Consider the following 22048-nt stretch of genomic DNA (forward strand, 5'->3'; position numbering starts at 1 on the left):
GGTGCCCACGTCCCCCCTCCCCGTTCGTGCCGAGTAGAGACCGAGTAGCCCCGATGGGGCGTATCGAGGGCTCGTATCGAAGCACCGCTTATCCGAAGAGGGGGTATCGACGGAGGGGGCCCGTGCGCCAATTGTCCCTCGATACGCCGCTTCGACTTCGCTCAGCAGCTACTCGGGACGAACGGGGTGGCTGAGCGACCCGGCGCCATGGTGTCAGGCGCCGAGGGGGCGATTACATCTCGCCGCGGGCCTTGCGGATTGCGTACCATTTGCGGACGTTGGCGTTGTGCTGGTCGAGCGTGTCGGCGAAGACATGGCCGCCGGTGCCGTCCGCGACGAAATACAGCGCCTGGGTCTGCGCCGGGTCGAGCACCGCGTCGATCGAGGCGCGGCCGGGATTGGCGATCGGGCCGAGCGGCAGGCCGGGGCTGGCATAGGTGTTGTAGCCGTTCTTCGCCTGCAGTTCGGAACGCAGGATGCGGCGGCCGAGCGGGCGACCCTTGGTGATCGGGTAGATGACGGTCGGATCCGCCTGAAGCGGCATGCCGACGCGCAGGCGGTTGCCGTAAACCGCGGCGACCATGCGACGCTCGGACGGCTTGCCGGTTTCCTTCTCGACGATCGAGGCGAGGATGATCGCCTGTTCGGGGGTCGCCACCGCGATGCCCGGCTTGCGCGCCGCCCAGGCCTTGGCGAGATAGGCGGTCATCGCCGACTGCATCTGCGCGACGACCGTGGCGCGCGTGTCGCCGCGTTCGAACGCATAGCTGTCGGGCAGGATCGAGCCTTCGGCGGGGACGGGCACGGTACCGGTCAGCCCGTCGGCCTTCATCAGCGCGTCGTGGACGAGGACCGAGGGATAGCCCTCGGGGACCGCGACCAGCCGCTGGACGACCTTGCCGCCCTGCATCAGCTTCAGGATGTCGGACGGGCTGGCGTTTGCGGGGATGCGGTATTCGCCCGCCTTGATCGGATCGCCCGAGCCGAAGATGCGGGCGTAGAGGCGGAAGCGGCTGGCGGAGCGGATCGCGCCGGCCTTTTCGAGCTCGGTCGCGGCGGCGGCGAGGCTTGACCCATGCGCGACCTGGACGGTGAGCGTGCGCGCGGCCGGGCCGGCGCCGCCCCAGCCCTGGACGACGAGGAACAGCGCGACGATCGCCACGAGGGCGAGAATCACTCCGAAACAGCCGACCTTGCGCATTAACGTTCCCCGGCGGAGGCCGGGGCCCAGTTGGGCAGGCCCTCCGATAAAAGCACCATTCACCCAACTGGACCCCGGCCTTCGCCGGGGAACAGGTTACTTGACCAGCGTCATCACCAGCGAGGCGTTGGTGCCGCCGAAGCCGAACGAGTTGTTCAGCACCGCGCGGACTTCGCGCTTCTTGGCGACGTGCGGCACGAGGTCGACGCCGATGCAGCTGTCGCTCGGATTGTCGAGGTTGAGCGTCGGCGGCACGATCTGGTCGCGCAGCGCGAGGATGCAGAAAATGCTCTCGACCGCGCCGGCGCCGCCGAGCAGATGCCCGATCGCCGACTTGGTCGACGACATCGACAGGCCCGAGATCGCATCGCCGAACAGCCGGCGGACCGCGCCGAGTTCGAGCTCGTCGCCCATCGGCGTCGAGGTGCCGTGCGCGTTGATGTAGTCGATGTCCTCGAGCTTGAGGCCCGACTTCCTGATCGCCATCTGCATCGAACGGAACGCGCCGTCGCCTTCGGGATGCGGTGCGGTGACATGGTACGCGTCGCCCGACAGGCCATAGCCGATCACCTCGGCATAGATCTTCGCGCCACGCGCCTTGGCGTGTTCATATTCCTCGAGCACGAGCACGCCCGCGCCCTCGCCCATCACGAAGCCGTCGCGGTCCTTGTCATAGGGACGCGAAGCCTTTTCGGGCGAATCGTTGAAGTTGGTCGACAGTGCGCGCGCCTGGGCGAAGCCGGCGATGCCGAGCGGGCAGACGGTGCCCTCCGCGCCGCCCGCGAGCATCACGTCGGCATCGTCCATCGCGATCATCCGCGCGGCGTCGCCGATCGCATGCGCCCCGGTCGAGCAGGCGGTGACGACCGCATGGTTGGGTCCGCGCAGACCATATTTGATCGAGACCTGACCCGAGATCAGGTTGATCAGACGGCCATGGACGAAGTGCGGCGAGACGCGGCGCGGCCCCTTGGTGTGGAGGACGATCGATTCGCTCTCGATGCCCGGCAGGCCGCCGATGCCCGAGCCGATCGACACGCCCGCGCGCCAGCTTTCCTCGACCGTCATCTCGGTCAGGCCGGCGTCTTCGAGCGCCTGGCCCGCGGCGTCGATGCCGTAGATGATGAAGGGATCGACCTGGCGCTGGACCTTGTGGTCGACGCGCTTGGCGGGATCGAAGCCATATTCATGGTCTGCGGGCTTCACCTCGCAGGCGATGCGACAGACCTGGTCCGACGCATCGAACCGGGTGATCGGGCCCGCCCCCGACTTGCCGGCGAGAATGTTCGCCCAAGCCGTTTCAACATCGGCCCCCAGGGGGGTGACCAGGCCTAGCCCGGTTACGACGACACGCCGCATGACCTCAAACTCCACATGCTTCCAAAACGAAACGGCTCCCCGCCCTCTTAGCCCAAGGACGGGGAGCCGCTCAGATCATAGCCACCAGGGCAAGCCCGACGGATCGGACCTCAAGCCCTGATCAGGCCTTGTGCTCGTCGATATAGGTGATCGCGTCCTTGACGGTCGCGATCTTCTCGGCCGCGTCGTCAGGGATCTCGACGCCGAATTCTTCTTCGAACGCCATGACCAGCTCGACGATGTCGAGGCTGTCGGCACCCAGATCGTCGATGAAGCTCGCATCTTCGGTCACCTTGTCGGCTTCGACGCCGAGATGCTCGACGACGATCTTCTTCACGCGGTCTGCGGTCTCGCTCATGTTCGTTCCCTCTATCTTTGGGGGTTTTTACCAGTTCCTGAACGCCCGTAGAACGGGGTCCGTTTCGTGGCAAGGGTCAGTTCATCGCCTTGCCGGGTCGCTTTGCGCGATTGCGGGCGAAAACCGGGCGTTAGCCCGGCTCATGCCGCGGATCCGTGACGTCAGATCATCGCCATCCCGCCATTCACGTGGAGCGTCTGCCCGGTGACATAGCCCGCCTCGCGGCTGGCGAGATAGACGATCGCGGCGCCGATGTCCGCGCCCTCGCCCAGCCGGCCGGCCGGAATCTTGGTCGTCAGCGCGGTCTTCTGCGCGTCGGGGAGCGCGTCGGTCATCGGCGAGGTGATGAAGCCGGGGGCGACGCAGTTGACGGTGATGCCGCGGCTGGCGAGCTCCTGCGCCATCGATTTCGACATGCCGATCAGCCCCGCCTTCGACGCGGCGTAATTGGCCTGGCCCGGATTGCCGGTGACGCCGACGATCGATGTGACCGAGATCATCCGGCCGAAGCGCGCCTTCATCATCGGCTTGGCGGCGGCGCGCATCAGGCGGAACGCGGCCTCGAGGTTGACGCGGATGACGCTGTCCCACTCGTCGTCCTTCATCCGCATCGCGAGATTGTCACGGGTGACGCCGGCATTGTTGACGAGAATGTCGATCTTGCCGAGCTTCTCCACCGCCTGGGGGACGAGCGCGTCGACCGCGGCGGGGTCGGACAGGTCGCAGGGCAGCGCGACATGGTCGCCGCCGAGGGTGGCGAGGAAGGCGTCGAGCTTGGCGGCGTTGGAGCCGGATATGGCGAGGCGCGCGCCCTGTGCGGCTAGGGCTCGGGCGATCTCGGACCCGATCCCGCCCGATGCGCCGGTGACGAGGGCGGTCATGCCTGTGAGGTCGAACATTCTAGTCTCCAATAATTTGGTTCACGCGAAGGCGCGATGGCGCGAAGGGGGTGTAGCCGTTGACGATCCGACGGAGCCCCTCCTTCAGCGTTTCGCCTCCGAAGTTGATCAGCAGCCCAAGTGGCTGCCTGGTAAGTCGCAAATAGGTCAGCAATTGCTTTGCATGAGCGGCGTTCAGCCGCTCGACGGATTTGATTTCGACGAGCAGTCGATTGCCGATGATGAGGTCGATCCGAAATGCCGCATCGAAGTGCAGGCCTTCGAACTCGATCGAAACAGGTCGCTGCCGCTCGACCTGATAGCCCAGAGTGGTGAGCTTGGACGCCAGAACAGTTTCGTAGACGCTCTCGAGCAAGCCTGGGCCCAGTTCGCGGTGAAGGCGCAGAGACACGTTAATGACGTCAGAAGCGGCAGCCTCGATATCCATCATCTTCGCGCCTTTGCGCCTTTGCGTGAATTACATCTTCTTCACGAAATCCTCGATGTCGTCCATCGTGATGACGCTGGTGGTTTCGGCGTCGGGGGCGGTGCGTTTTACCATGGGGGCTAGGACCTTGCCGCCGAATTCGACGAAGTGGCCGACGCCGGCTGCGTGCATCGCGAGTACCGATTCGCGCCAGCGGACCATGCCGGTGACCTGCTGGACGAGCAGGTGGCGGATCGCGCCGGGGTTGGCGACGGCGACCGCGTCGACATTGGCGAACACCGGCACCAGCGGCGCGCGGAGGTCGGCGTCGAGGAGCGCGGCTTCCATCGCCTCGGCGGCGGGCTGCATCAGCGGGCAGTGGAACGGCGCGGAGACCGGGAGCAGCACCGCGCGCTTGGCACCGAGATCCTTGGCGAGCGCGATCGCCTTCTCGATCGCGAGGCGGTGGCCCGAGATCACGACCTGCGACGGGTCATTGTCGTTGGCGACGGTGCAGACCAGCTCGGCCCCGCCCTCGGCGAGGATCGAATCGACCGCGGCGCCCGCGATCAGCTGCGCCTTTTCGAGGTCGGTGCCGAGCAGCGCGGCCATCGCGCCCTCGCCCACCGGCACCGCCGCCTGCATCGCCCGGCCGCGCAGCTTCAGCAGCCGCGCGGTGGTCGACAGGTCGAGCGCGCCCGCGGCGCACAGCGCGGTATATTCGCCGAGGCTGTGCCCGGCGACATAGTCGGCCTTGTCGGCGAGGCGCAGACCGCCCTCCTTCTCGGCGACGCGCAGCGTGGCGATCGCGTTCGCCATGATCGCGGGCTGCGCATTCTCGGTGAGGAGCAGCTCGTCGGCGGGCCCCTCGCTCATCAGCCGGAACAGATTCTGGCCGAGCGCCTCGTCGACTTCGGCGAAGACCTCGCGCGCGGTGGCGCTGGCGTCGGCGAGCGCATTGCCCATGCCGACAGACTGGCTCCCCTGGCCGGGGAAGATGAACGCGCGCATGACCTCTCCTCTTTGAAGCGGGCGGACTAGAAAGGTGTGGCCCGAGTTGCAACCGCGCGAACCTGAACGGACCCGGCGGGTTTGCGACAAAATGCGACCAATTCGCGACGCCGGCGACAAGCGCCTGCGACAAGCGGCCCCCAGATTATGGAGGACGCCGCAGCATCGGCGCCGTGTTTCAACGGGAGAGTATCATGAAGACGTTCATCCTCAGCGCGCTTGCCGCCACCCTCGTCGCCAGCCCGCTGCTGGCCGCCGCTCCGGCCGAGGCGCAGCAGCGCCGCGAAGTGACCACCGTGCGCCAGAACAACAATGGCCGCACCGTCGTCACCAAGCGGACCACCGTCCGCCCGAACCAGTATCGCAATTTCCGCACCGGCCAGCGGTTCGACCGCCGCTATGCGCAGAACTACCGGGTGATCACGACGTACCGCAACTATCGCCTCGCCGCCCCGCCGCGTGGCAGCCAGTGGGTCCGTTCGGGTCGTGACGCGCTGCTGGTCAACGGCCGCGGCAATGTGGTCCAGGTGCGTGGTGGCGCGTTCCGGTAAGGTCCGGGCCTCCACTACATAGTCATCCTGAGATGAGCGCCGTCCTCGATATACCCCGTCATCCTGACGAAAGTCAGGATCCAGGGTCAGACAGGGCGGCGCTCCGTTACTCTGGATCCTGACTTTCGTCAGGATGACGGACGAGGGAGCGGATGACGGAAGGGGTTGGGAAGACGGACGGACACCTTGCCTTTCCCCGTCAATCGGGTAAGGGCCATCGCAACCGGGGTGAGGGATTCGCGTCCCTTGCCCAGGTTTGCATTCTAGACGACAGCCGGAGGGGTGCACGCATGGGGCGTGTATCAGCGATCGGCCAAGACGAAGGACAAGACATGGCTCTTTACGAGCACGTGTTCCTTGCGCGCCAGGATCTGGCACAGGCGCAGGTGGACGCTCTGGCGGAAATCGCCACCAAGATCGTGAACGACAACGAAGGTCGGGTCGTAAAGACCGAGAACTGGGGCCTGCGTTCGCTGGCGTACAAGATCGCCAAGAACCGCAAGGCGCACTATGTGATGCTCGAGATCGATGCCCCGGGCAACGTGATCGCAGAGCTGGAGCGCCAGACGCAGATCAACGAAGACATCATCCGTTACATGACGGTCAAGGTCGACACGCTCGAAGAGGGCCCGACCGTGATGATGCGCAAGTCGGACCGCGACCGTGAGCGTCGTGGCGACCGCGAAGGTGGCCGTGAAGGCCGTCCTGACCGCGGCGATCGTCCGGACCGTGGTCCCCGTCGTGACCGCGAAGAGGGAGCTGAATAATCATGGCACGTCCATTCTTCCGCCGCCGCAAGAGCTGCCCGTTCTCTGCCAAAGACGCTCCCCGGATTGACTATAAGGACGTCCGGTTGCTGCAGGGCTTCGTGTCCGAGCGTGGCAAGATCGTCCCGTCGCGTATCACTTCGGTGGCCGCAAAGAAGCAGCGCGAACTGGCCCAGGCCATCAAGCGTGCGCGTCATCTGGGCCTGCTGCCCTACATCGTTAAGTAAGGAGCGCCCCCATGGACGTCATTCTGCTTGAGCGCGTCGAAAAGCTCGGCGCCATCGGCGACGTGGTGAAGGTCAAGGACGGCTATGCCCGTAACTTCCTTCTCCCGAACAAGAAGGCGCTTCGTTCGAACGAAGCCAACCGCAAGGTTTTCGAAGCGAACCGTGCGCGGATCGAGTCGGACAACGCATCGCGCCGTGCCGATGCCGAGACCGAAGCGAAGACCTTCACCGACGCGAGCGTGACCCTGATCCGTCAGGCGTCGAACACCGGTCAGCTCTACGGCTCGGTCGCGGTTCGCGATCTGGTCGATGCGCTGGTGGCCGATGGTCACAAGGTCGGCAAGTCGGCGATCGTGCTCGACAAGCCGATCAAGGCGATCGGCGTGTACACCGTCAAGGTTGCACTCCACCCCGAGGTGTCGGTGTCCGTCAAGGTCAACGTCGCCCGGTCGCCGGAAGAAGCCGAGATGCAGGCTCAGGGCGTCGACGTCATGTCGTCGATGTTCGAGCGTGACGAGGCTGGCTTCGTCGAGGATTACGATCCGAACGCAGAGCCCGGCGCGACCGCCGAAGCCCCGCGCGACCAGGAGGAAGAGGCACAGGGCTAACCCCCTCGCCTTTCCTGGCCGACACGAAAAAGGCCCGTCCGGAGCGATCCGGGCGGGCCTTTTTCATGTCCGCGGCAGGAACGCCAGCGGCTCAGGGGCAGGTGACGCAGGCGCCGACCATCGCGGCGAGGGGGACGAGCGCGAAGATGACGGGGAGGATCTGTTTCATGGCCGGCGAACTCTATGAAATGGGATGCGGCGATAATGCCCAAGCCGGGCGAAAGGTTGCGGGCAGATGAACCGCGCGGCGCGGCGAACCGGCGGCATTCACCCCGCCCCCTGCTCTACCGCAGAAGACGCACATTCTGGCCAAAATCGATTGTCAGCGCGCGATTGTGATCGCTGAGTGCAGGTTCCAGTTTTTGGAAAGGTTAAGATAATGCGTACGAGTCTCCAGAAATATCCGACGGTTGCCCTCCTGCTGATCGGGTCGATCGGGCTGGGCGGTTGCGCCACCAAGGGCTTTGTCCGCGAGCAGATCGCGACCGTCAACACGCGCATCGACGGCATGGACGGCCGCCTGCGGACCGTCGAGGGCACGTCGGGCGAGGCACTGACCCAGGCCCAGGCCGCAGCCGGCCAGGCACAGCAGAACGGCCAGCGGATCGACCAGATCAACGGTCGCGTCGACGGCATGGAGCAGAAGATGCAGCAGCAGATGCAGCAGCGCCAGCGCAAGCCGCGCGGCTGAGCCTGACCCTGCTCCATGCCAATACCCGGGACGGCTTTCGCCGCGCAGGATCGCCATCGTGAGAGGATCTTGCGCGTGAGAGGGCTGTTACCGGGACGGTACCGGGCGGCGGCGCTTGCCGGCCTGGCGCTGGCGCTCGTTGCCGCGCCGGTGCCGCTGGCGGCCGCTGCCGGCGCCAAGGTTGCCGCCAAGACTGGTGGCAAAGCGGGTGGCAAGGCCGCTGGCAAGACGCGCGCGAAGCCGCGGCGCGGGGTGGCGGTGGCCGCCCCGGTCGTGCCGCTCGCGCTGCCGCTGCTGTCACCGGCCGCGGACCAGATCGTCGCCTGGGTCGCGGCGGCGAAGGACAATGCCGGGCTGCCCTATGCGGTGATCGACAAGCAGGCGGCGTCGCTGCTGCTGTTCGATGCGAAGGGCGCATATGTCGGGCAGACGCCGGTGCTGCTTGGCGTCGGGATCGGTGACGATTCGTCGCCGGGCGTCGGCGCGAAGGATGTGGCCGAGATCGGCCCCGCCGAGCGGACCACGCCCGCGGGCCGGTTCGTCACGAAGTTCGGCCGCGCGTTCGGACGCCAGTCGGTGCTGTGGGTCGACTATGCCAATTCGGTCGCGATCCATGCGGTGATCACGACCCACAAGAAGGAACGCCGGGTCGAGCGGCTGGTGTCGCCGAGCCCGGAGGATAACCGGATCAGCTTTGGCTGCATCAATGTCGGCAGCAAATTCTATACCGGCCAGCTGAGCCCGCTGTTCCGCCGCAAGGGCGGCGTTGTGTACATCCTGCCCGAGAGCCGGACGCTCGACGACGTGTTTCCGCGGGCGCGGCTGCTGCCCTATCTGAAGCCGACGCCGGTCGCGGCGCCCCCTGGTGCGGAAAGCGAACCGACATGATCCTGCTCTGGCTCGCCGCGGTGGCCGTGGCCGCTGCCCCTGCCCCCACTCCCAGCACCCCCGCTCGCGCCGACCGCCCCGTGGTGGTGAGCGCGCTGACGACCGAGGAGCTGATCGCGCAGTGCCGCGGCAAGGATGCGGACCCCGCGCCGAGCTTCTGCACGGGCTATATCCTCGGCGCGTTCGACACACTGTCGATGGCGCGCGAGATCTGCCCGTCGGCAACCAAGGGCTCGACGATCGACGCGGTGGCGACGACGCGCAAATATCTGCGCACCAAGGGGAAGAAGGCGAAGGCCGCGCCGATCTTCGTGGTCCGCGACGCGCTGCGCCGGTCCTTTGCGTGCAAGCGGAACGCCAAACGCTAGCCTGTCCGCCGTACCGGTAGCGGTACAGCCCTATGACAATCCGCCGAAATGCCACCCACGACGATTCGTCGGCGGGCGGCATGGCAATGGGCGGCGCCACGGTGAACGGCGATGGCTCTCGATAACCGAAATAGTGCCTATTCTGAACATCCTCGCAACATTCGTATGAAGAGGTCATATTTGGGTATTGTCATATAAGTCATAATGGAGAATTCATGTCCCCGGAACCGGACCAAGCGCGATCGCGCAGCCGGACAAGGGGGCCTTCATGAACTTCAGACATACCACGTCCTATATTGCACTTGCCGGATCGCTGTTGCTGACGGCGATCCCCGCTGTCGCGCAGACCGCGACGGACAGCCCGGCGACGCCGGCCCAGGCCAAGGTCGAGGCCGATGCGCAGACCGCGTTCGCCGCGGGCGATACGGCCAAGACCGTGTCCGACGACATGATCGTCGTCACTGGATCACGGATCCAGCGGCCCAACATGACATCGGCCGCGCCGATCACCTCGGTCACCGCGCAGGACATCCGCGCGCAGGCGGCGATCACCGTCGAGGACGTGCTCAACCGCCTGCCGCAGGTGTCGCCCGACAGCCAGCAGACCTATCAGGATTCGGACGGCCGCCAGCGGATCAAGTTGCGCAGCCTGGGCTTCGAGCGGACGCTGGTGCTGGTCGACGGCAAGCGGCTGGGCACGCAGAACGGCCAGGACGTCGGCATCATCCCGCCCTCGCTGCTCGAACGCGTCGACGTGCTGACCGGCGGCGCGTCGTCGGTCTATGGATCGGACGCGGTCGCGGGCGTGGTGAACTTCATCCTGAAGAAGGATTTCGAGGGGATCCAGCTCGACGGCAATTACAGCTTCTACAATCACGAGAACAAGGACACGATCGTGTCGCCGCTGGCGCGCGCGAACGCGTTCGAGGCGCCGCGCGGGCTGACTAATGACGGCGGCCGGTCCGACGTCACGCTGACCGCAGGCACCAAGCTGTTCGACGGCGCGCTGCGCGTGTCGGGCTTCGTCAATTACCGCCAGGCCAATGACGTCCCCTATGACGCGCGGTCGAGCTCGGCATGCCAGCTGGTCCAGACCGGCAAGGACGGCCCGCTGTCCTGCTCGCTGTCGACCTATTCGCCGAGCGGCTATATCTCGCCGCGCAGCGGAGCGAACAGCGGCGTCGGCTATGTCAACGATCCCGCCGGCACGCGCAGCTTCGTGCCCTACGGCGCAGGGGCGGGCAACGCGGCCAACCCCTATGACGGCTATTCCTACCAGCGCGAATTCGAACGCTATACGGCGGGCGGCTTCGTCAGCGCGAAGATCGCGCCCGAGCTCGAGCTCTATGGTTCGGGGATCTGGTTCCGCGACAGGTCGGTGAACCCCTATCCGACGCGCGTCTACAGCTACACCAACTATGGCGACACGCCGTATCAGGTGAACTGCAACAACCCGTTCCTGTCGACGTCGCAGGCCAGCACGATCTGCGGTGCGCAGGCGGGGACGTCGGCGCTCGCGCCGCTCGACGTGCGCTATCGCTTCAACGACCTGCCCTTCTCGCCCGACGTCTATCTGAACAAGGGGATCCGCGCGACCGCGGGGATCCGCGGCACCGTCGGCGACGCGTGGACCTATGATCTGGGCGGCGTGTTCTCGCGCAACCAGCAGGACATAACCTTCGGCAATTTCGCCGATTTCGACCGGGTGAACCGCTCGCTCAACGTCGTCAGCGTCAACGGCACGCCGACCTGCGCGGCGACCGTGTCGGGGGTCGACCCGGCCTGTGTCCCGTTCAACGCGTTCAGCGCGGGCACGCTCGGCGGACCGCTGGCCGATTACCTCTTCACCGCGCGCAGCGGCACCTCGACCGGCGTCGCCAAATTGTGGGACATCGTGTCGTCCGTGACCGGCGACCTCGGCAAATACGGGATCACCTCGCCCTTTGCGAACCAGGGCGTCGCGATCGCGCTGGGCGGCGAATATCGCAAGGACAGCTATGACTCGTCCGCGGATGCGATCTACCGCGAGCAGAATGGCGGCGAGGATTTCAACCTGAGCCAGGACGTGTGGGAATCGAACATCGAGGTCCAGGCGCCGCTGATCGAGGAGCGCCGCTTCGCGCATCTGCTGCAGGTCACGGGCGGCTACCGTGTGTCGAAATACAGCAGCAATCCCAAAACCTTCAACACGTGGAAGCTCGAGGGCACCTATGCCCCGGTCAGCGACCTGACGTTCCGCGCATCGTTCAACAAGGCGCAGCGCGCACCGACGGTATTCGAGATCCGCCAGGCGACCGCGATCAACTATAGCCGGCAGGGCGGATCGCAGAACGACTTCTGCGCCCCCGTGCCGCGCCAGATCGCGGACCCCGCCAATCCCGGCCGGACGATCACCACGACCACGCCGATCGCCTCGCGCGAGGTGTGCGCGGCGACCGGGCTGTCTGACGCACTCTATGGCAGCGCGACCCTGTTGTGCCCGAACGACCAGTGCACGGTGCGATCGGGCGGGTTCACCGCCGATCCGGAAACCGCCTATACCCAGACCTATGGCCTGGTCGTGAAGCCGAGCTTCCTGCGCGGGCTGGTCTTCTCGGTCGATCGCTACCGGATCAAGATCAACAACTCGCTCGGCTATAACGACGACAGCTATTACACCGATGGCTGCCAGCGTTCGAACGGCGACCCGTTCTTCTGCTCGGGGATCGTCCGCCAGCCCGGCACCGGCATCCTCTACGCCGCCGCCGCGAACAACCCGACCAGCGGCTTCATCCGCGCGGGCACGACCAACTATTATTTCTCGATCGCGCGCGGCTGGGACTTCCAGAGCCAGTATACGCTGGGTCTGGGCGGGGTCGGCAAGATCGACTGGAACTTTAACGGGTCGCTGACCACCTTTGCCGGCGGGCAGGATTCGCCGCTCCAGCCCAAGCGCAATTGCGCGGGCTATTACGGCAATGGCTGTGGGCAGCTGCTGCCGAAATGGTCGCACGGGCTGCGGACGACCTATACGACGAGCGACGGCATCTTCAGCACCTCGTTCAACTGGCGCTATGTCGGGTCGCTGACGAGTGCGGACAATTCGGGCGATCCGGCGATCGGCGGCACGCCCGACCGCGCGCGGACGACCTTCTACAGGATCGCGCCGGTGAGCTATTTCGACCTGGCGCTGACCTTCGCCGTGTCGCGCGACTTCTCGCTCCGGCTGATCGCGAACAACCTGCTCGACAAGACGCCGCCGATCCTGGCGAATTCCTACGACATCAGCCTGGCGCGCAGCAACACGATCCCCGCGCGCTACGACGCGCTGGGCCGCAACCTCGCGGTCGGGGCGACCGTGCGGTTCTGATCGAACCGGGGCGTATCGGGGGGCTCGTCGTTCGCGACGGGCCCCTTTTTTTTGGGAAGCGCGCCGGCGACGTCCGTCCGTCGCTCCGCCCTCAAGACGCGTGAATTTCCGCGTGCCGGGCGCCGGCAATTTCGACGTCATGACGCAAACGGAACAAGACTGCGTCGAGAGTGTTCGAACCTGTTGTAAGTACAGGGAGAGTTAAATGTCAGATTATCGGGGCGGCGAGCCAATTCGTCAGAAGAGCGGCGCAGGCAAGACGATCGTCATCGTCCTTGTCGTCATTGCGGCCATCGTCGGTGTCCTCTTTGCGACCGGGTTCTGGAGCGCCAACGTGAAGGAAGGTTCGCTTCCGGAGGTCTCCGTCAAGGGCGGCGACATGCCGAACGTCGATCTCGACTCGAAGGCGGTCGTCGTCGGCACGAAGAAGACCGAAGTCGAGGTCCCCAAGGTCAAGACCGAGACCGAAACGGTCGACGTGCCCACCGTGGGCGTCAAGGACAATGGCGAGAAGTAAGACTTCGCCTGATGTCACGAGCCCTCACCTGACGGTGGGGGCTTTTTTTTTGTGACCGACGCGAATGTTAGGGCGTTATCGCCGGGCACCGGGCAGCCGGTGTCAACGGCTCAACTTGGTGGAAACTCGACTTTCAGCCTGTAAAGCGAGCATGAGAATCCTCATGCCGAGAAGGTGCAAAGCCGGCAGTGCGAGCGCAGTGACGAAGCGCCATTTTGTCAATCGGCGATAGCAGAGCAAGCCCGCCGTCATAGCAGCGACGAGCATGATAGGCTGAGCGAGCAAGAACAATACCAGCGCCCACGCGCCGACAGACTGTCCACCGTCCATCGCCATCGGCGAAACTAACGCGAGCATTGCCGCTCGACCCAATAGAGTGCCAGACAGCAGCGATGCCGCGAGCGGAAGCATACGCGTCACGGTAATTGCCGGATGTTTTGCCGCCGGCATGAACGCTCCTTTGCTTCCAACCCCGCTAAGCTTCGAATGTCTGCAATTGTGCGAAGGTGTAAGTGTCAGCTTAATCCACCTGCCAAGTTAACCTGTTGCGAACAACGTTGGCAATGGCCATGGACGACGCTCGCAGTAGATAGCACTCCTGCCACGAAAGTGTTGAAGTATCTCGTCAAATCAGAATATGCAGAAGCACAAAGAAGTCGATCCTAAAACATAACCTATGTTATGCATTATGCGCTTTATCCATGTCCGCATAAGCCTTGAAGTACACCTGAAAGGCGTATTTTCCATAAATCGTAGTATCAATAGTTAATTGTCGATCCTCGGATCAAACTTAATAATAGTCCTGAGCAGCCTGCTTTATTACATGCCGATGCGTTCGGCAGGCGGTTCTGCTGGGGGGGGGGGGGTACCGTGAGCAGTGCCTGTCGAACACCATCGTTGGTCAAAGCTCTTGTATTTGCGATAATCACGAACGGGAGTGTGGGGGGCTGCGGGAGACGGCGCCCACCCCCACGCCGCACGGTTTACTTGCGGCCGAACAGCTTCTCGATGTCGCCATGCGCGAGCTTTACCCAGGTGGGGCGGCCGTGGTTGCATTGGCCCGAATGGGGGGTGATCTCCATTTCGCGCAGCAGCGCGTTCATCTCGGGGACCGAGAGGATGCGGCCGGCGCGGACCGAGCCGTGGCAGGCCATCGTGCCCGCGACCGCGTCGAGCCGTTCCTTCAGCGACAGCGCCTCGTCGAACGCGGCGAGCTCGTCGGCAAGGTCGGTGACGAGGCCTTTGGGATCGCTCTGGCCGAGCAAGGCGGGGGTCGCGCGGACCAGCATCGCGCGCGCGCCGAAGCGTTCGAGGTCGAGCCCGAACTCGGACAGCTCGGCGGCGCGCGCCTCGAGCCGGTCGCAGGCGGGTTCGTCGAGTTCGACGACCTCCGGGATCAGCAGCGCCTGGCTCGCGACCGTGCCGCCGGCGAGCGCGGCGCGCATCCGTTCGAGGACGAGGCGTTCATGCGCGGCATGCTGGTCGACGAGCACGAGACCGTCCTCCGCCTCGGCGACGATATAGGTCTTGGCGACCTGGCCGCGGGCGACACCCATCGGGAAGGATGAGGTTTGCGGCGGGGGTGTCCAGGCGGGTTCGGCTCTTGCCTGTGGGGGCGCGGCGAAGAAGGTGGGGCGGGCGTCGCTTACCGTGCCGTAGCTGCGGTTTTCGAGCGGCAGTCTTTGCGGCGTGCCCTCACCTTCCCACCCGCTTTGCGGGCGGGCCCCTTCCTCTCCCCCGGGGGGAGAGGAGGTTTCTGGCTGCCACATCGACAGGGCGGACTCGGATGCGCGCTGGCTGCGGTGGCCGGCGGCGTCGAGGGCGCGGCGCAGGCCCGAGACGATGAGGCCGCGGACCATCGCGGGGTCGCGGAAGCGGACCTCGGTCTTGGCGGGGTGGACGTTGACGTCGACCTGGTCGGTGGGGACGTCGAGGAACAGCGCGACGACCGCGTGCCGGTCGCGCGGGAGCATCTCGGCATAGGCGCCGCGGATCGCGCCCATCAGCAGCCGGTCCTTCACCGGCCGGCCGTTGACGAACAGATACTGGTGGTCGGCGATGCCGCGATTGTAGGTCGGCAGACTCGCGACCCCGCCGAGCACGAGCATGCCCGAGTCGACCGGGCGTTCGAGGTCGATCGTGACCGCATTGTCGGCGAGCGCGCGATCGGTGAGCGTCGCGACGCGGCCCGGCCGGTCCTCGACCTGCGTCGCCGCCAGCGTGCGACGGCCGTCATGCTCGATCGTGAAGCCGATATCGGGACGCGCCATCGCGAGCCGGCGGACGACATCGAGACAGGCGGCATATTCGGCGCGCGGCGAGCGGAGGAACTTGCGGCGGGCGGGAACGCGCGCGAACAGATCCTCGACGACGACGCGCGTGCCGGGGGGCAGCGCGGCGGGCCCCTCGCGCTCGACGCGGCCATTGTCGACGATCCGCGACCAGCCTTCGGCCCCCCTCACCCGGCTCTCGATCGTCAGCCGTGCGACGCTGGCGATCGAGGGCAGCGCCTCGCCGCGAAAGCCGAGCGTCACGACCGATTCGATGATCTCGTCGGGCATCTTCGAGGTCGCGTGCCGTTCGAGCGCGAGCATCATGTCGGCGGGCGTCATGCCGCATCCGTCGTCGGCGACTTCGATGCGCGATGTGCCGCCTTCGACGAGGAGAATCGCGATGCGTCCGGCGCCCGCGTCGATGGCGTTCTCGACTAACTCCTTCAACGCGCTGGCGGGTCTTTCCACCACTTCACCGGCGGCGATACGATTGACGAGATGCTCGGGGAGACGCCGTATTGACATGGGTTTGCGTCTAGACCAAGCGACGGCATCCCGCGACCCGCAAACGCCCGCTTATTAGGCACCCGGTGCTCGAAAACACCGGCGGGGCCCGCGAGATGATGTGCGAAATGCCGCCCGTCCGGCGGCCAGGATTACGGGACCCTGATTGAATGGCCTTCTACTCGCGTTTCTTCAAGTTCATGTCGCACGACATGGCGATCGACCTCGGCACCGCGAACACGGTTGTCTATGTCCGTGGCCGCGGCATCGTCCTGAACGAGCCGTCGGTGGTCGCGGTCGAGACGATCAACGGCATCAAGCGCGTCAAGGCGGTCGGTGACGACGCGAAGCTGATGATGGGCAAGACCCCGGGCAATATCGAGGCGATCCGCCCGCTGCGCGACGGTGTGATCGCGGACATCGACGTCGCCGAGCAGATGATCAAATATTTCATCCAGAAGGTGCACGGCCCGCGCCGCTTCGCCCGCTGGCCCGAAATCGTGATCTGCGTGCCGTCGGGGTCGACCAAGGTCGAGCGCCGCGCGATCCGCGACGCCGCGTCGAACGCGGGCGCGAGCACGGTGTGGCTGATCGAGGAGCCGATGGCGGCCGCGATCGGCGCCGACATGCCCGTGACCGAGCCGATCGGCAGCATGGTCGTCGACATCGGCGGCGGCACGACCGAGGTCGCGGTGCTGAGCCTGCGCGGTCTGGCCTATACGACGTCGGTCCGCGTCGGCGGCGACAAGATGGACGAGGCGATCGTCAGCTATGTCCGCCGCAACCACAATCTGCTGATCGGTGAAGCGACCGCCGAGCGGATCAAGCAGGAGGTCGGCATCGCCAAGCCGCCGGTCGACGGCATCGGCACGATCATCCACATCAAGGGCCGCGACCTGGTCAACGGCGTGCCCAAGGAAATCCAGATCAACCAGGGCCAGATCGCCGAGGCGCTGAGCGAGCCCGTCGCGACGATCGTCGAGGGCGTCCGCGTCGCGCTGGAGAACACCGCACCCGAGCTGGCCGCGGACATCGTCGACCAGGGCATCGTCCTGACCGGCGGCGGCGCGCTGCTGCAGGGGCTGGACGAGGTGCTGCGCGACGAGACCGGGCTGCCGGTGACGGTCGCCGAGGACCCGCTGACCTGCGTCGCGCTGGGCACCGGCCGCGCGCTCGAGGACCCGCTGTTCCGCGGCGTGCTGATGAGCGGCTGAGAAGCGTGTAGGTGGGAAACGGGTCAGTGGAAATCGCATCGACCGAGTCGCGGGGATAGGGCCCCGGACCCGGCGATGCCCGAGAACGAGGGGACAGGCGCATGGCGCCAGCCCGCGACCGCCGGACGGGGTTTTCCCGACGGCGTCAATATGGGGTGTTCGTAGGCTATGTGCTCGCCATCGCCGGTGCGGTGGTGGGCGCAGCGTTGCTCGTCGTCTCGACCTTCAACCCGCCCGCCTTTGCCGGCGCGCGGATGGGCGTGGCGGGCCTCACCGCGCCGGTCTCGTCTGGGCTCGCCTGGGTCGTGGGCGGGGTCGCCGCGGTGCCCGAGGCAATCGGGACCTATTTCTTCGTCCGCCAGGAAAATGTCGCACTGCGCCGCGAGCGTGAGCAGACGCGCGCTTTGCTGATGCGCGCGCGGACGATCGCCTATGACAATCGCCGGCTGCGATCGCTGCTGAAGGTCCGCGACCGGATCGCCGAACCGGTCGTCACCGCGCGACTGGTGAGTTCGAGCGCGTCGAGCGGGCGCCGGTTCGCCTTGCTCAACGCGGGCCGTTGGAGCGGCGTGCGGCCGGGCATGGCGGTGCGCGGCCCCGACGGGCTGGTCGGGCGCGTCGTCGAGACCGGGCCGAATGCGGCGCGGGTGATGCTGCTGACCGACGGCGACAGCATCGTGCCGATCCGCCGGACGCGCGACGGCCTGCCCGCGATCGCGGTCGGGCGCGGCGACGGCATGCTCGACGTCCGGTCGGTCAACGCGACCAACGTCAAGTTCAATGCGGGCGACCTGTTCGTCACGTCGGGCGTCGGCGGGCTGTATTCGCCCGGCATCCCGGTCGCGCGGGTGATGACCGCGGGGGCGGATTCGGTGATGGCGCGGACCTTCGCCAACCCCGACACCTTCGATTTCGCGGTGGTCGAGCCCGGCTTCATGCCGGTGCCGCCGCCGCGCGCCCTTGCGCCGTCCGACAATAGCGCCAAGTGACTGCCAAACCACCCTATCCCGTCTTCCCCCAGATGATCGACCAGCCGTGACCACCCGCAACAGCGTCGACTATAAGCCATTCGAACCGAAGGTCGCAGGCGGCCGGGCGCGGGCGATCCCGTGGCTGACCGTCATGGCGGGATCGCTGATGACGATCGTGCCGCTGATCGCGACGATCCCGATCCTGCCGCCGTTCGGGTTCGTCATGCTGCTCGCATGGCGGCTGCTTGCGCGCTACGCGCTGCGCCCCTGGGCGGCGGCGCCGCTCGGGCTGTTCGACGACCTGCTCAGCGGGCAGCCGCTGGGCAGCGCGGTGCTGCTCTGGTCGCTGGCGTTCGTGGCGATCGACATGATCGAGCAGCGGCTGGTGTACCGCGATTTCTGGCAGGACTGGCTGATCGCGAGCGGCGGGATCGCGTGCTGCGTGATCGGCGGGCGATTTCTGGGCGTACGGGTCGGCACGCATGTCGACACCGTGCTATTGGCGCAGATCGTGATCACCATGATGCTCTTCCCGTTGGCGGCACGGATCGTCGCGACGATCGAACGACGCAGGGTCCAGGAATGAAGCGGGTTTCCGAATGAGACGGCCGCCGCGTGTCGTGACCGAGATGTCGCAAGCCTATAGTTTCTCGCGTCGTGCCTGGATGCTGGGCGCGGTGCAGGGTGGCGTCGGGCTGATGCTGGCCGGGCGGATGGCCTGGCTGTCGATCGCGCAGAACGAACGCTACACGATGCTGTCCGAGAGCAACCGCGTGAACATGACGCTGTTGCCACCGCGGCGCGGCTGGATCGTCGACCGCCACGGCGTGCCGATCGCGAACAACCGCACCGATTTCCGCGTCGACATCATCCCCGACCGGCTGCGCGACAAGGAGCGCGTACTGCCGCTGCTCGGCCGCATCCTCCAGCTGCCGCCCGAGGAGATCGAGCGGATCGCGATCGACCTCGACCATGCCGCCGGGTTCCAGCCGGTCCAGGTCGCGGAGAATCTCGACTGGGAGCGGTTCGCAGCCGTCAGCCTGCGGCTGCCCGAGCTGCCCGGCGTCGCGCCGACGCGCGGCTTTGCGCGCAACTATCCCGCGGGCGCTGCGGTCGCGCATCTGACCGGCTATGTCGGCGTGCCCAATGCCGAACAATACAAGAAGACGCGCGACCCGCTGCTCGTCACCCCCGGCTTCAAGCTCGGCAAGGACGGGCTCGAGAAGATGCTCGAACCCGCGCTGCGCGGCGAGGCGGGCGCCAAGCGGGTCGAGGTCACCGCGCGCGGCAAGCTGGTCGCCGAGCTCGCGACCAAGCCCGACGTGCCGGGCAAGACCGCGCGGCTGACGATCGACGCGGGACTGCAGGAATATGCCGCGCGCCGGCTGGGCACCAATTCGGGGTCGGTGGTCGTCATCGACTGTCGCACCGGCGAGATGCTCGCGATGGTGTCGATGCCCGCCTACGACCCCAACAGCTTTTCGGACGGGATCAGCCATCTCGAATGGCAGATGCTGAGCGACGACGATCACGTGCCGCTGATGAACAAGGTCACGCAGGGGCTGTATCCGCCGGGCTCGACGGTCAAGCCGATGAACGGGCTCGCGCTGCTCCATGCCGGCGTCCCGGCCGACGCGCGGGTCAATTGTTCGGGCGCGATGCGGCTGGGGACCAGCGTGTTCCATTGCCACAAGCGCGGCGGGCACGGGCCGCTCGACCTCAAGAACGCGATCATGCAGAGCTGCGACATCTATTTCTACGAGATGGCGCGGCGGGTCGGCTATGCCGCGATCGCGCCGATCGCGCGGACGCTGGGCATGGGGCAGAAGTTCGACCTGCCCTTTTCGACGCAGCGGTTCGGGACGATGCCCGACCCCGACTGGAAGCTGCACAAATACAAGCGGCCCTGGACGGTCGCGGATTCGCTCAACGCGTCGATCGGCCAGGGCTATGTGCTCGCCAACCCGTTGCAGCTGGCGGTTATGGCGGCGCGGATCGCGTCGGGCCGCGACCTGCAGCCAAGCATTCTCGCCAGCCAGGTCCACCGCGATGCGCCCGCGCTGGCGATCGATTCGGAAAATCTGGCGCGGGTGCGCGAGGCGATGTTCGGGGTGATCAACCAGGGCGGCACCGGCGGCGCGGCCAAGCTGCTGATCCCGGGCGTCGCGATCGCGGGCAAGACCGGCACCGCGCAGGTCCGCCGCATCACCATGGCGGAGCGGCGCTCGGGCGTGCTCAAGAACGGCCAGCTGCCGTTCAAGCTGCGCGACCATGCGCTGTTCATCGGCTTCGCGCCCGCGGACAACCCGCGCTACGCGCTTGCCGTGGTGCTCGAGCATAACGGGCATACGGTGCGCAACCTCGACACGCCGATGATCGGGCGCGACATCATGACCTATATGCTCGACCGCGAGCGCGCGCTGAAGTCGCTCGCCGAGGTCGAACCGACCTGGGGCGGCGACATCAGGACGCGGATGGCGGCGACCGCGGCGAGCTATCGCGCGGCGCAGAGTGCCCCGCCCGCCGCGATCGCGACCAAGACCGACGCGACCGTGCCGAGCGACGCCCCGGCGGTCGAGAACGCCACCGATGTCGCCAACCGGACCCAGGCGGATCTGGCCACCGCGGGCGGCGGGGTCGCGGAAGACGGAACCACGGAGCGCGGCCAATGACATCGCGGATCATCCCCGAACAGCTTGCCACCCTGCCCTGGCGGACGTTGCTGCTGGTCACGGCGATCGGGACCTTCGGGCTGGTCGTGCTCTATTCGGCGGCGGGCGGCTCGCTGCGCCCCTGGACGCTGCCGCAGGGCATCCGCTTCTTCATCCTCCTGGCAGGCTCGGTCGTGCTCTCACGCATCCCCGAGCGCGTCTGGAAGGCGGCGGCGTGGCCGACCTATGGTGCGCTCGTCCTCGCGCTCGTCCTCGTCGAGCTGCTCGGCGCGGTGCGCGGGGGCAGCCAGCGCTGGCTCGATCTCGGCTTCATCCGGCTGCAGCCGTCCGAATTGATGAAGCCGGCGATCGTGCTCGCCTGTGCGCGCTTCTACGACATGCTGCCGCCCAACGAGACGCGGCGGTTCGCGGCCGTCTGGCCCGCCGCGGTGCTGATCGGCATCCCCGCGGCGATCGTGATGAAACAGCCCGATCTGGGCACCGCGCTGATGATCTGCGCGGGGGGCGCGACGGTGATGTTCCTGGCGGGCATTCCACTCAGGCTGTTCGTTGGCGGCGCGGTGGCCGCGTCGGTCGCGATCCCGCTCGCGATCAACTTCGCGCTGCACGATTATCAGCGCAATCGCATCCTGATCTTCCTCGATCCCGAAAGCGATCCGCTGGGCACCGGCTATCATATCAGCCAGTCGAAGATCGCGATCGGATCGGGCGGGCTGTGGGGCAAGGGGTTCCTCAACGGCACGCAGAGCCATCTCGACTATCTCCCCGAGGGGCATACCGACTTCGTCTTCGCGACGATGGCGGAGGAATGGGGGCTGGTCGGCGGCTGCCTGCTGATCCTCGCCTTCCTGCTGGTGATCCGCTGGGGGATTGAGGTCGGGCAGCGCGCGCAGTCGCGGTTCGCGCGGCTGGCCGCTGCGGGGCTCGCCACGACGATCTTCTTCTATGTCGCGATCAACCTGATGATGGTGATGGGCCTCGCCCCCGTGGTGGGCATCCCGCTGCCGCTGTTCAGCTATGGCGGGTCGTCGCAGATGACCGTGCTGCTGTGCCTGGGGATATTGATGTCGATCGACCGGGAAAATCGCAAGACGACCCGCTGGTAAGCAGAAAAAGACAGCAATTTGGACGAAAGGGGGTTGCGGCCCCCGATGAGTCTGCTAACAGCGCGCCTCCAGCAGCGGGGCGCCACACCAGGGCGCCACTCAAAACCG

General features: G+C 66.4%; 22 protein-coding genes. 14 read left to right on the forward strand and 8 right to left on the reverse strand.

Annotated features, from left to right (window positions below):
• Positions 1-232: 232 nt before the first annotated feature.
• From mltG to fabD, 6 genes are all read right to left on the reverse strand, one after another.
• A complete protein-coding gene (gene mltG / locus IFT87_RS00180; protein WP_192007137.1) occupies positions 233-1201 on the reverse strand; it encodes an endolytic transglycosylase MltG in 969 nt (322 codons plus the stop codon).
• A gap of 96 nt (positions 1202-1297) precedes the next feature.
• Positions 1298-2560, reverse strand: coding sequence for a beta-ketoacyl-ACP synthase II (gene fabF / locus IFT87_RS00185; RefSeq protein ID WP_037528671.1), 1263 nt, complete (start codon positions 2558-2560; stop codon positions 1298-1300).
• A 121-nt stretch (positions 2561-2681) separates the two neighbouring features.
• Positions 2682-2918 carry an acyl carrier protein gene (locus IFT87_RS00190; RefSeq protein WP_031393971.1) on the reverse strand — a complete coding sequence of 79 codons (237 nt, stop codon included), beginning with the start codon at positions 2916-2918 and terminating at the stop codon, positions 2682-2684.
• A gap of 161 nt (positions 2919-3079) precedes the next feature.
• Positions 3080-3817: a 3-oxoacyl-[acyl-carrier-protein] reductase gene (gene fabG, locus IFT87_RS00195; RefSeq protein ID WP_031440821.1), complete on the reverse strand. Its 738-nt coding sequence runs from the start codon at positions 3815-3817 to the stop codon at positions 3080-3082.
• A gap of 1 nt (position 3818) precedes the next feature.
• Positions 3819-4247, reverse strand: coding sequence for a GxxExxY protein (locus tag IFT87_RS00200; RefSeq protein WP_031440822.1), 429 nt, complete (start codon positions 4245-4247; stop codon positions 3819-3821).
• A gap of 27 nt (positions 4248-4274) precedes the next feature.
• On the reverse strand, positions 4275-5234 hold the full coding sequence (gene fabD, locus IFT87_RS00205) for an ACP S-malonyltransferase (protein WP_037528665.1): 960 nt from the start codon (positions 5232-5234) through the stop codon (positions 4275-4277).
• Between the two features lie 194 nt (positions 5235-5428).
• Here fabD and IFT87_RS00210 point away from each other — a divergent pair, with 194 nt between their 5' ends.
• The 9 genes from IFT87_RS00210 to IFT87_RS00250 all read left to right on the forward strand — a co-directional run bounded on the left by IFT87_RS00210 (position 5429) and on the right by IFT87_RS00250 (position 13200).
• The gene (locus IFT87_RS00210) at positions 5429-5785 is read left to right on the forward strand and encodes an RcnB family protein (protein WP_037528667.1); all 357 of its coding nucleotides are present in this window, start codon (positions 5429-5431) and stop codon (positions 5783-5785) included.
• Positions 5786-6117: 332 nt separating this feature from the next.
• A complete protein-coding gene (rpsF, locus tag IFT87_RS00215) occupies positions 6118-6552 on the forward strand; it encodes a 30S ribosomal protein S6 (RefSeq protein WP_031393977.1) in 435 nt (144 codons plus the stop codon).
• A gap of 2 nt (positions 6553-6554) precedes the next feature.
• Positions 6555-6779 carry a 30S ribosomal protein S18 gene (gene rpsR / locus IFT87_RS00220; RefSeq protein WP_031393978.1) on the forward strand — a complete coding sequence of 75 codons (225 nt, stop codon included), beginning with the start codon at positions 6555-6557 and terminating at the stop codon, positions 6777-6779.
• An 11-nt stretch (positions 6780-6790) separates the two neighbouring features.
• Positions 6791-7387 carry a 50S ribosomal protein L9 gene (gene rplI, locus IFT87_RS00225; RefSeq protein WP_031440825.1) on the forward strand — a complete coding sequence of 199 codons (597 nt, stop codon included), beginning with the start codon at positions 6791-6793 and terminating at the stop codon, positions 7385-7387.
• Between the two features lie 379 nt (positions 7388-7766).
• Positions 7767-8078 carry a hypothetical protein gene (locus IFT87_RS00230; RefSeq protein ID WP_031393980.1) on the forward strand — a complete coding sequence of 104 codons (312 nt, stop codon included), beginning with the start codon at positions 7767-7769 and terminating at the stop codon, positions 8076-8078.
• A 75-nt stretch (positions 8079-8153) separates the two neighbouring features.
• On the forward strand, positions 8154-8966 hold the full coding sequence (locus IFT87_RS00235; RefSeq protein WP_342211104.1) for a hypothetical protein: 813 nt from the start codon (positions 8154-8156) through the stop codon (positions 8964-8966).
• Entirely contained in the window at positions 8963-9334 is a 372-nt protein-coding gene (locus IFT87_RS00240; protein WP_192007138.1) for a Rap1a/Tai family immunity protein, read from the forward strand. Before IFT87_RS00235 ends, IFT87_RS00240 begins: the two co-directional genes overlap by 4 nt.
• A gap of 268 nt (positions 9335-9602) precedes the next feature.
• The gene (locus IFT87_RS00245; protein ID WP_192007140.1) at positions 9603-12683 is read left to right on the forward strand and encodes a TonB-dependent receptor domain-containing protein; all 3081 of its coding nucleotides are present in this window, start codon (positions 9603-9605) and stop codon (positions 12681-12683) included.
• 205 nt (positions 12684-12888) lie between these two features.
• Entirely contained in the window at positions 12889-13200 is a 312-nt protein-coding gene (locus IFT87_RS00250; protein WP_031440198.1) for a hypothetical protein, read from the forward strand.
• Between the two features lie 102 nt (positions 13201-13302).
• Here the strand turns inward: IFT87_RS00250 and IFT87_RS00255 are convergent, their stop codons facing one another.
• The gene (locus IFT87_RS00255) at positions 13303-13650 is read right to left on the reverse strand and encodes a hypothetical protein (protein WP_192007142.1); all 348 of its coding nucleotides are present in this window, start codon (positions 13648-13650) and stop codon (positions 13303-13305) included.
• Positions 13651-14183: 533 nt separating this feature from the next.
• Positions 14184-15998, reverse strand: a complete 1815-nt coding sequence (mutL, locus tag IFT87_RS00260) for a DNA mismatch repair endonuclease MutL (protein WP_192007143.1) — start codon at positions 15996-15998, stop codon at positions 14184-14186.
• A 149-nt stretch (positions 15999-16147) separates the two neighbouring features.
• On the opposite strand from mutL, the gene IFT87_RS00265 reads away from it, so the two are divergent.
• The 5 genes from IFT87_RS00265 to rodA all read left to right on the forward strand — a co-directional run bounded on the left by IFT87_RS00265 (position 16148) and on the right by rodA (position 21940).
• Positions 16148-17191: a rod shape-determining protein gene (locus IFT87_RS00265; protein ID WP_031439534.1), complete on the forward strand. Its 1044-nt coding sequence runs from the start codon at positions 16148-16150 to the stop codon at positions 17189-17191.
• Positions 17192-17292: 101 nt separating this feature from the next.
• Positions 17293-18180: a rod shape-determining protein MreC gene (gene mreC / locus IFT87_RS00270; RefSeq protein ID WP_107932619.1), complete on the forward strand. Its 888-nt coding sequence runs from the start codon at positions 17293-17295 to the stop codon at positions 18178-18180.
• A gap of 46 nt (positions 18181-18226) precedes the next feature.
• Positions 18227-18748, forward strand: coding sequence for a rod shape-determining protein MreD (gene mreD, locus IFT87_RS00275; protein WP_031440173.1), 522 nt, complete (start codon positions 18227-18229; stop codon positions 18746-18748).
• A 13-nt stretch (positions 18749-18761) separates the two neighbouring features.
• Positions 18762-20834: a penicillin-binding protein 2 gene (gene mrdA, locus IFT87_RS00280; RefSeq protein ID WP_037531191.1), complete on the forward strand. Its 2073-nt coding sequence runs from the start codon at positions 18762-18764 to the stop codon at positions 20832-20834.
• Complete coding sequence (gene rodA / locus IFT87_RS00285; protein WP_031392826.1) at positions 20831-21940, forward strand: rod shape-determining protein RodA; 1110 nt, start codon at positions 20831-20833, stop codon at positions 21938-21940. The genes mrdA and rodA overlap by 4 nt, the downstream gene beginning before the upstream one ends.
• Positions 21941-22048: the final 108 nt, after the last annotated feature.

The organism is Sphingomonas sp. CFBP 8765 (genome assembly GCF_014841445.1).
Lineage (GTDB): Bacteria > Pseudomonadota > Alphaproteobacteria > Sphingomonadales > Sphingomonadaceae > Sphingomonas > Sphingomonas aerolata.

Coding starts and splice junctions, on each gene's coding strand:
- rpsF (WP_031393977.1), top strand. CDS start 6,118: ATGGCTCTTTACGAGCACGTGTTCCTTGCGCGCCAGGATCTGGCACAG.
- IFT87_RS00265 (WP_031439534.1), top strand. CDS start 16,148: ATGGCCTTCTACTCGCGTTTCTTCAAGTTCATGTCGCACGACATGGCG.
- mltG (WP_192007137.1), bottom strand. CDS start 1,201: ATGCGCAAGGTCGGCTGTTTCGGAGTGATTCTCGCCCTCGTGGCGATC.
- fabD (WP_037528665.1), bottom strand. CDS start 5,234: ATGCGCGCGTTCATCTTCCCCGGCCAGGGGAGCCAGTCTGTCGGCATG.
- mrdA (WP_037531191.1), top strand. CDS start 18,762: ATGAGACGGCCGCCGCGTGTCGTGACCGAGATGTCGCAAGCCTATAGT.
- IFT87_RS00210 (WP_037528667.1), top strand. CDS start 5,429: ATGAAGACGTTCATCCTCAGCGCGCTTGCCGCCACCCTCGTCGCCAGC.
- rpsR (WP_031393978.1), top strand. CDS start 6,555: ATGGCACGTCCATTCTTCCGCCGCCGCAAGAGCTGCCCGTTCTCTGCC.
- IFT87_RS00230 (WP_031393980.1), top strand. CDS start 7,767: ATGCGTACGAGTCTCCAGAAATATCCGACGGTTGCCCTCCTGCTGATC.
- IFT87_RS00255 (WP_192007142.1), bottom strand. CDS start 13,650: ATGCCGGCGGCAAAACATCCGGCAATTACCGTGACGCGTATGCTTCCG.
- mreC (WP_107932619.1), top strand. CDS start 17,293: ATGGCGCCAGCCCGCGACCGCCGGACGGGGTTTTCCCGACGGCGTCAA.
- IFT87_RS00245 (WP_192007140.1), top strand. CDS start 9,603: ATGAACTTCAGACATACCACGTCCTATATTGCACTTGCCGGATCGCTG.
- fabG (WP_031440821.1), bottom strand. CDS start 3,817: ATGTTCGACCTCACAGGCATGACCGCCCTCGTCACCGGCGCATCGGGC.
- rplI (WP_031440825.1), top strand. CDS start 6,791: ATGGACGTCATTCTGCTTGAGCGCGTCGAAAAGCTCGGCGCCATCGGC.
- rodA (WP_031392826.1), top strand. CDS start 20,831: ATGACATCGCGGATCATCCCCGAACAGCTTGCCACCCTGCCCTGGCGG.
- mutL (WP_192007143.1), bottom strand. CDS start 15,998: ATGTCAATACGGCGTCTCCCCGAGCATCTCGTCAATCGTATCGCCGCC.
- IFT87_RS00190 (WP_031393971.1), bottom strand. CDS start 2,918: ATGAGCGAGACCGCAGACCGCGTGAAGAAGATCGTCGTCGAGCATCTC.
- fabF (WP_037528671.1), bottom strand. CDS start 2,560: ATGCGGCGTGTCGTCGTAACCGGGCTAGGCCTGGTCACCCCCCTGGGG.
- IFT87_RS00200 (WP_031440822.1), bottom strand. CDS start 4,247: ATGATGGATATCGAGGCTGCCGCTTCTGACGTCATTAACGTGTCTCTG.
- IFT87_RS00240 (WP_192007138.1), top strand. CDS start 8,963: ATGATCCTGCTCTGGCTCGCCGCGGTGGCCGTGGCCGCTGCCCCTGCC.
- IFT87_RS00250 (WP_031440198.1), top strand. CDS start 12,889: ATGTCAGATTATCGGGGCGGCGAGCCAATTCGTCAGAAGAGCGGCGCA.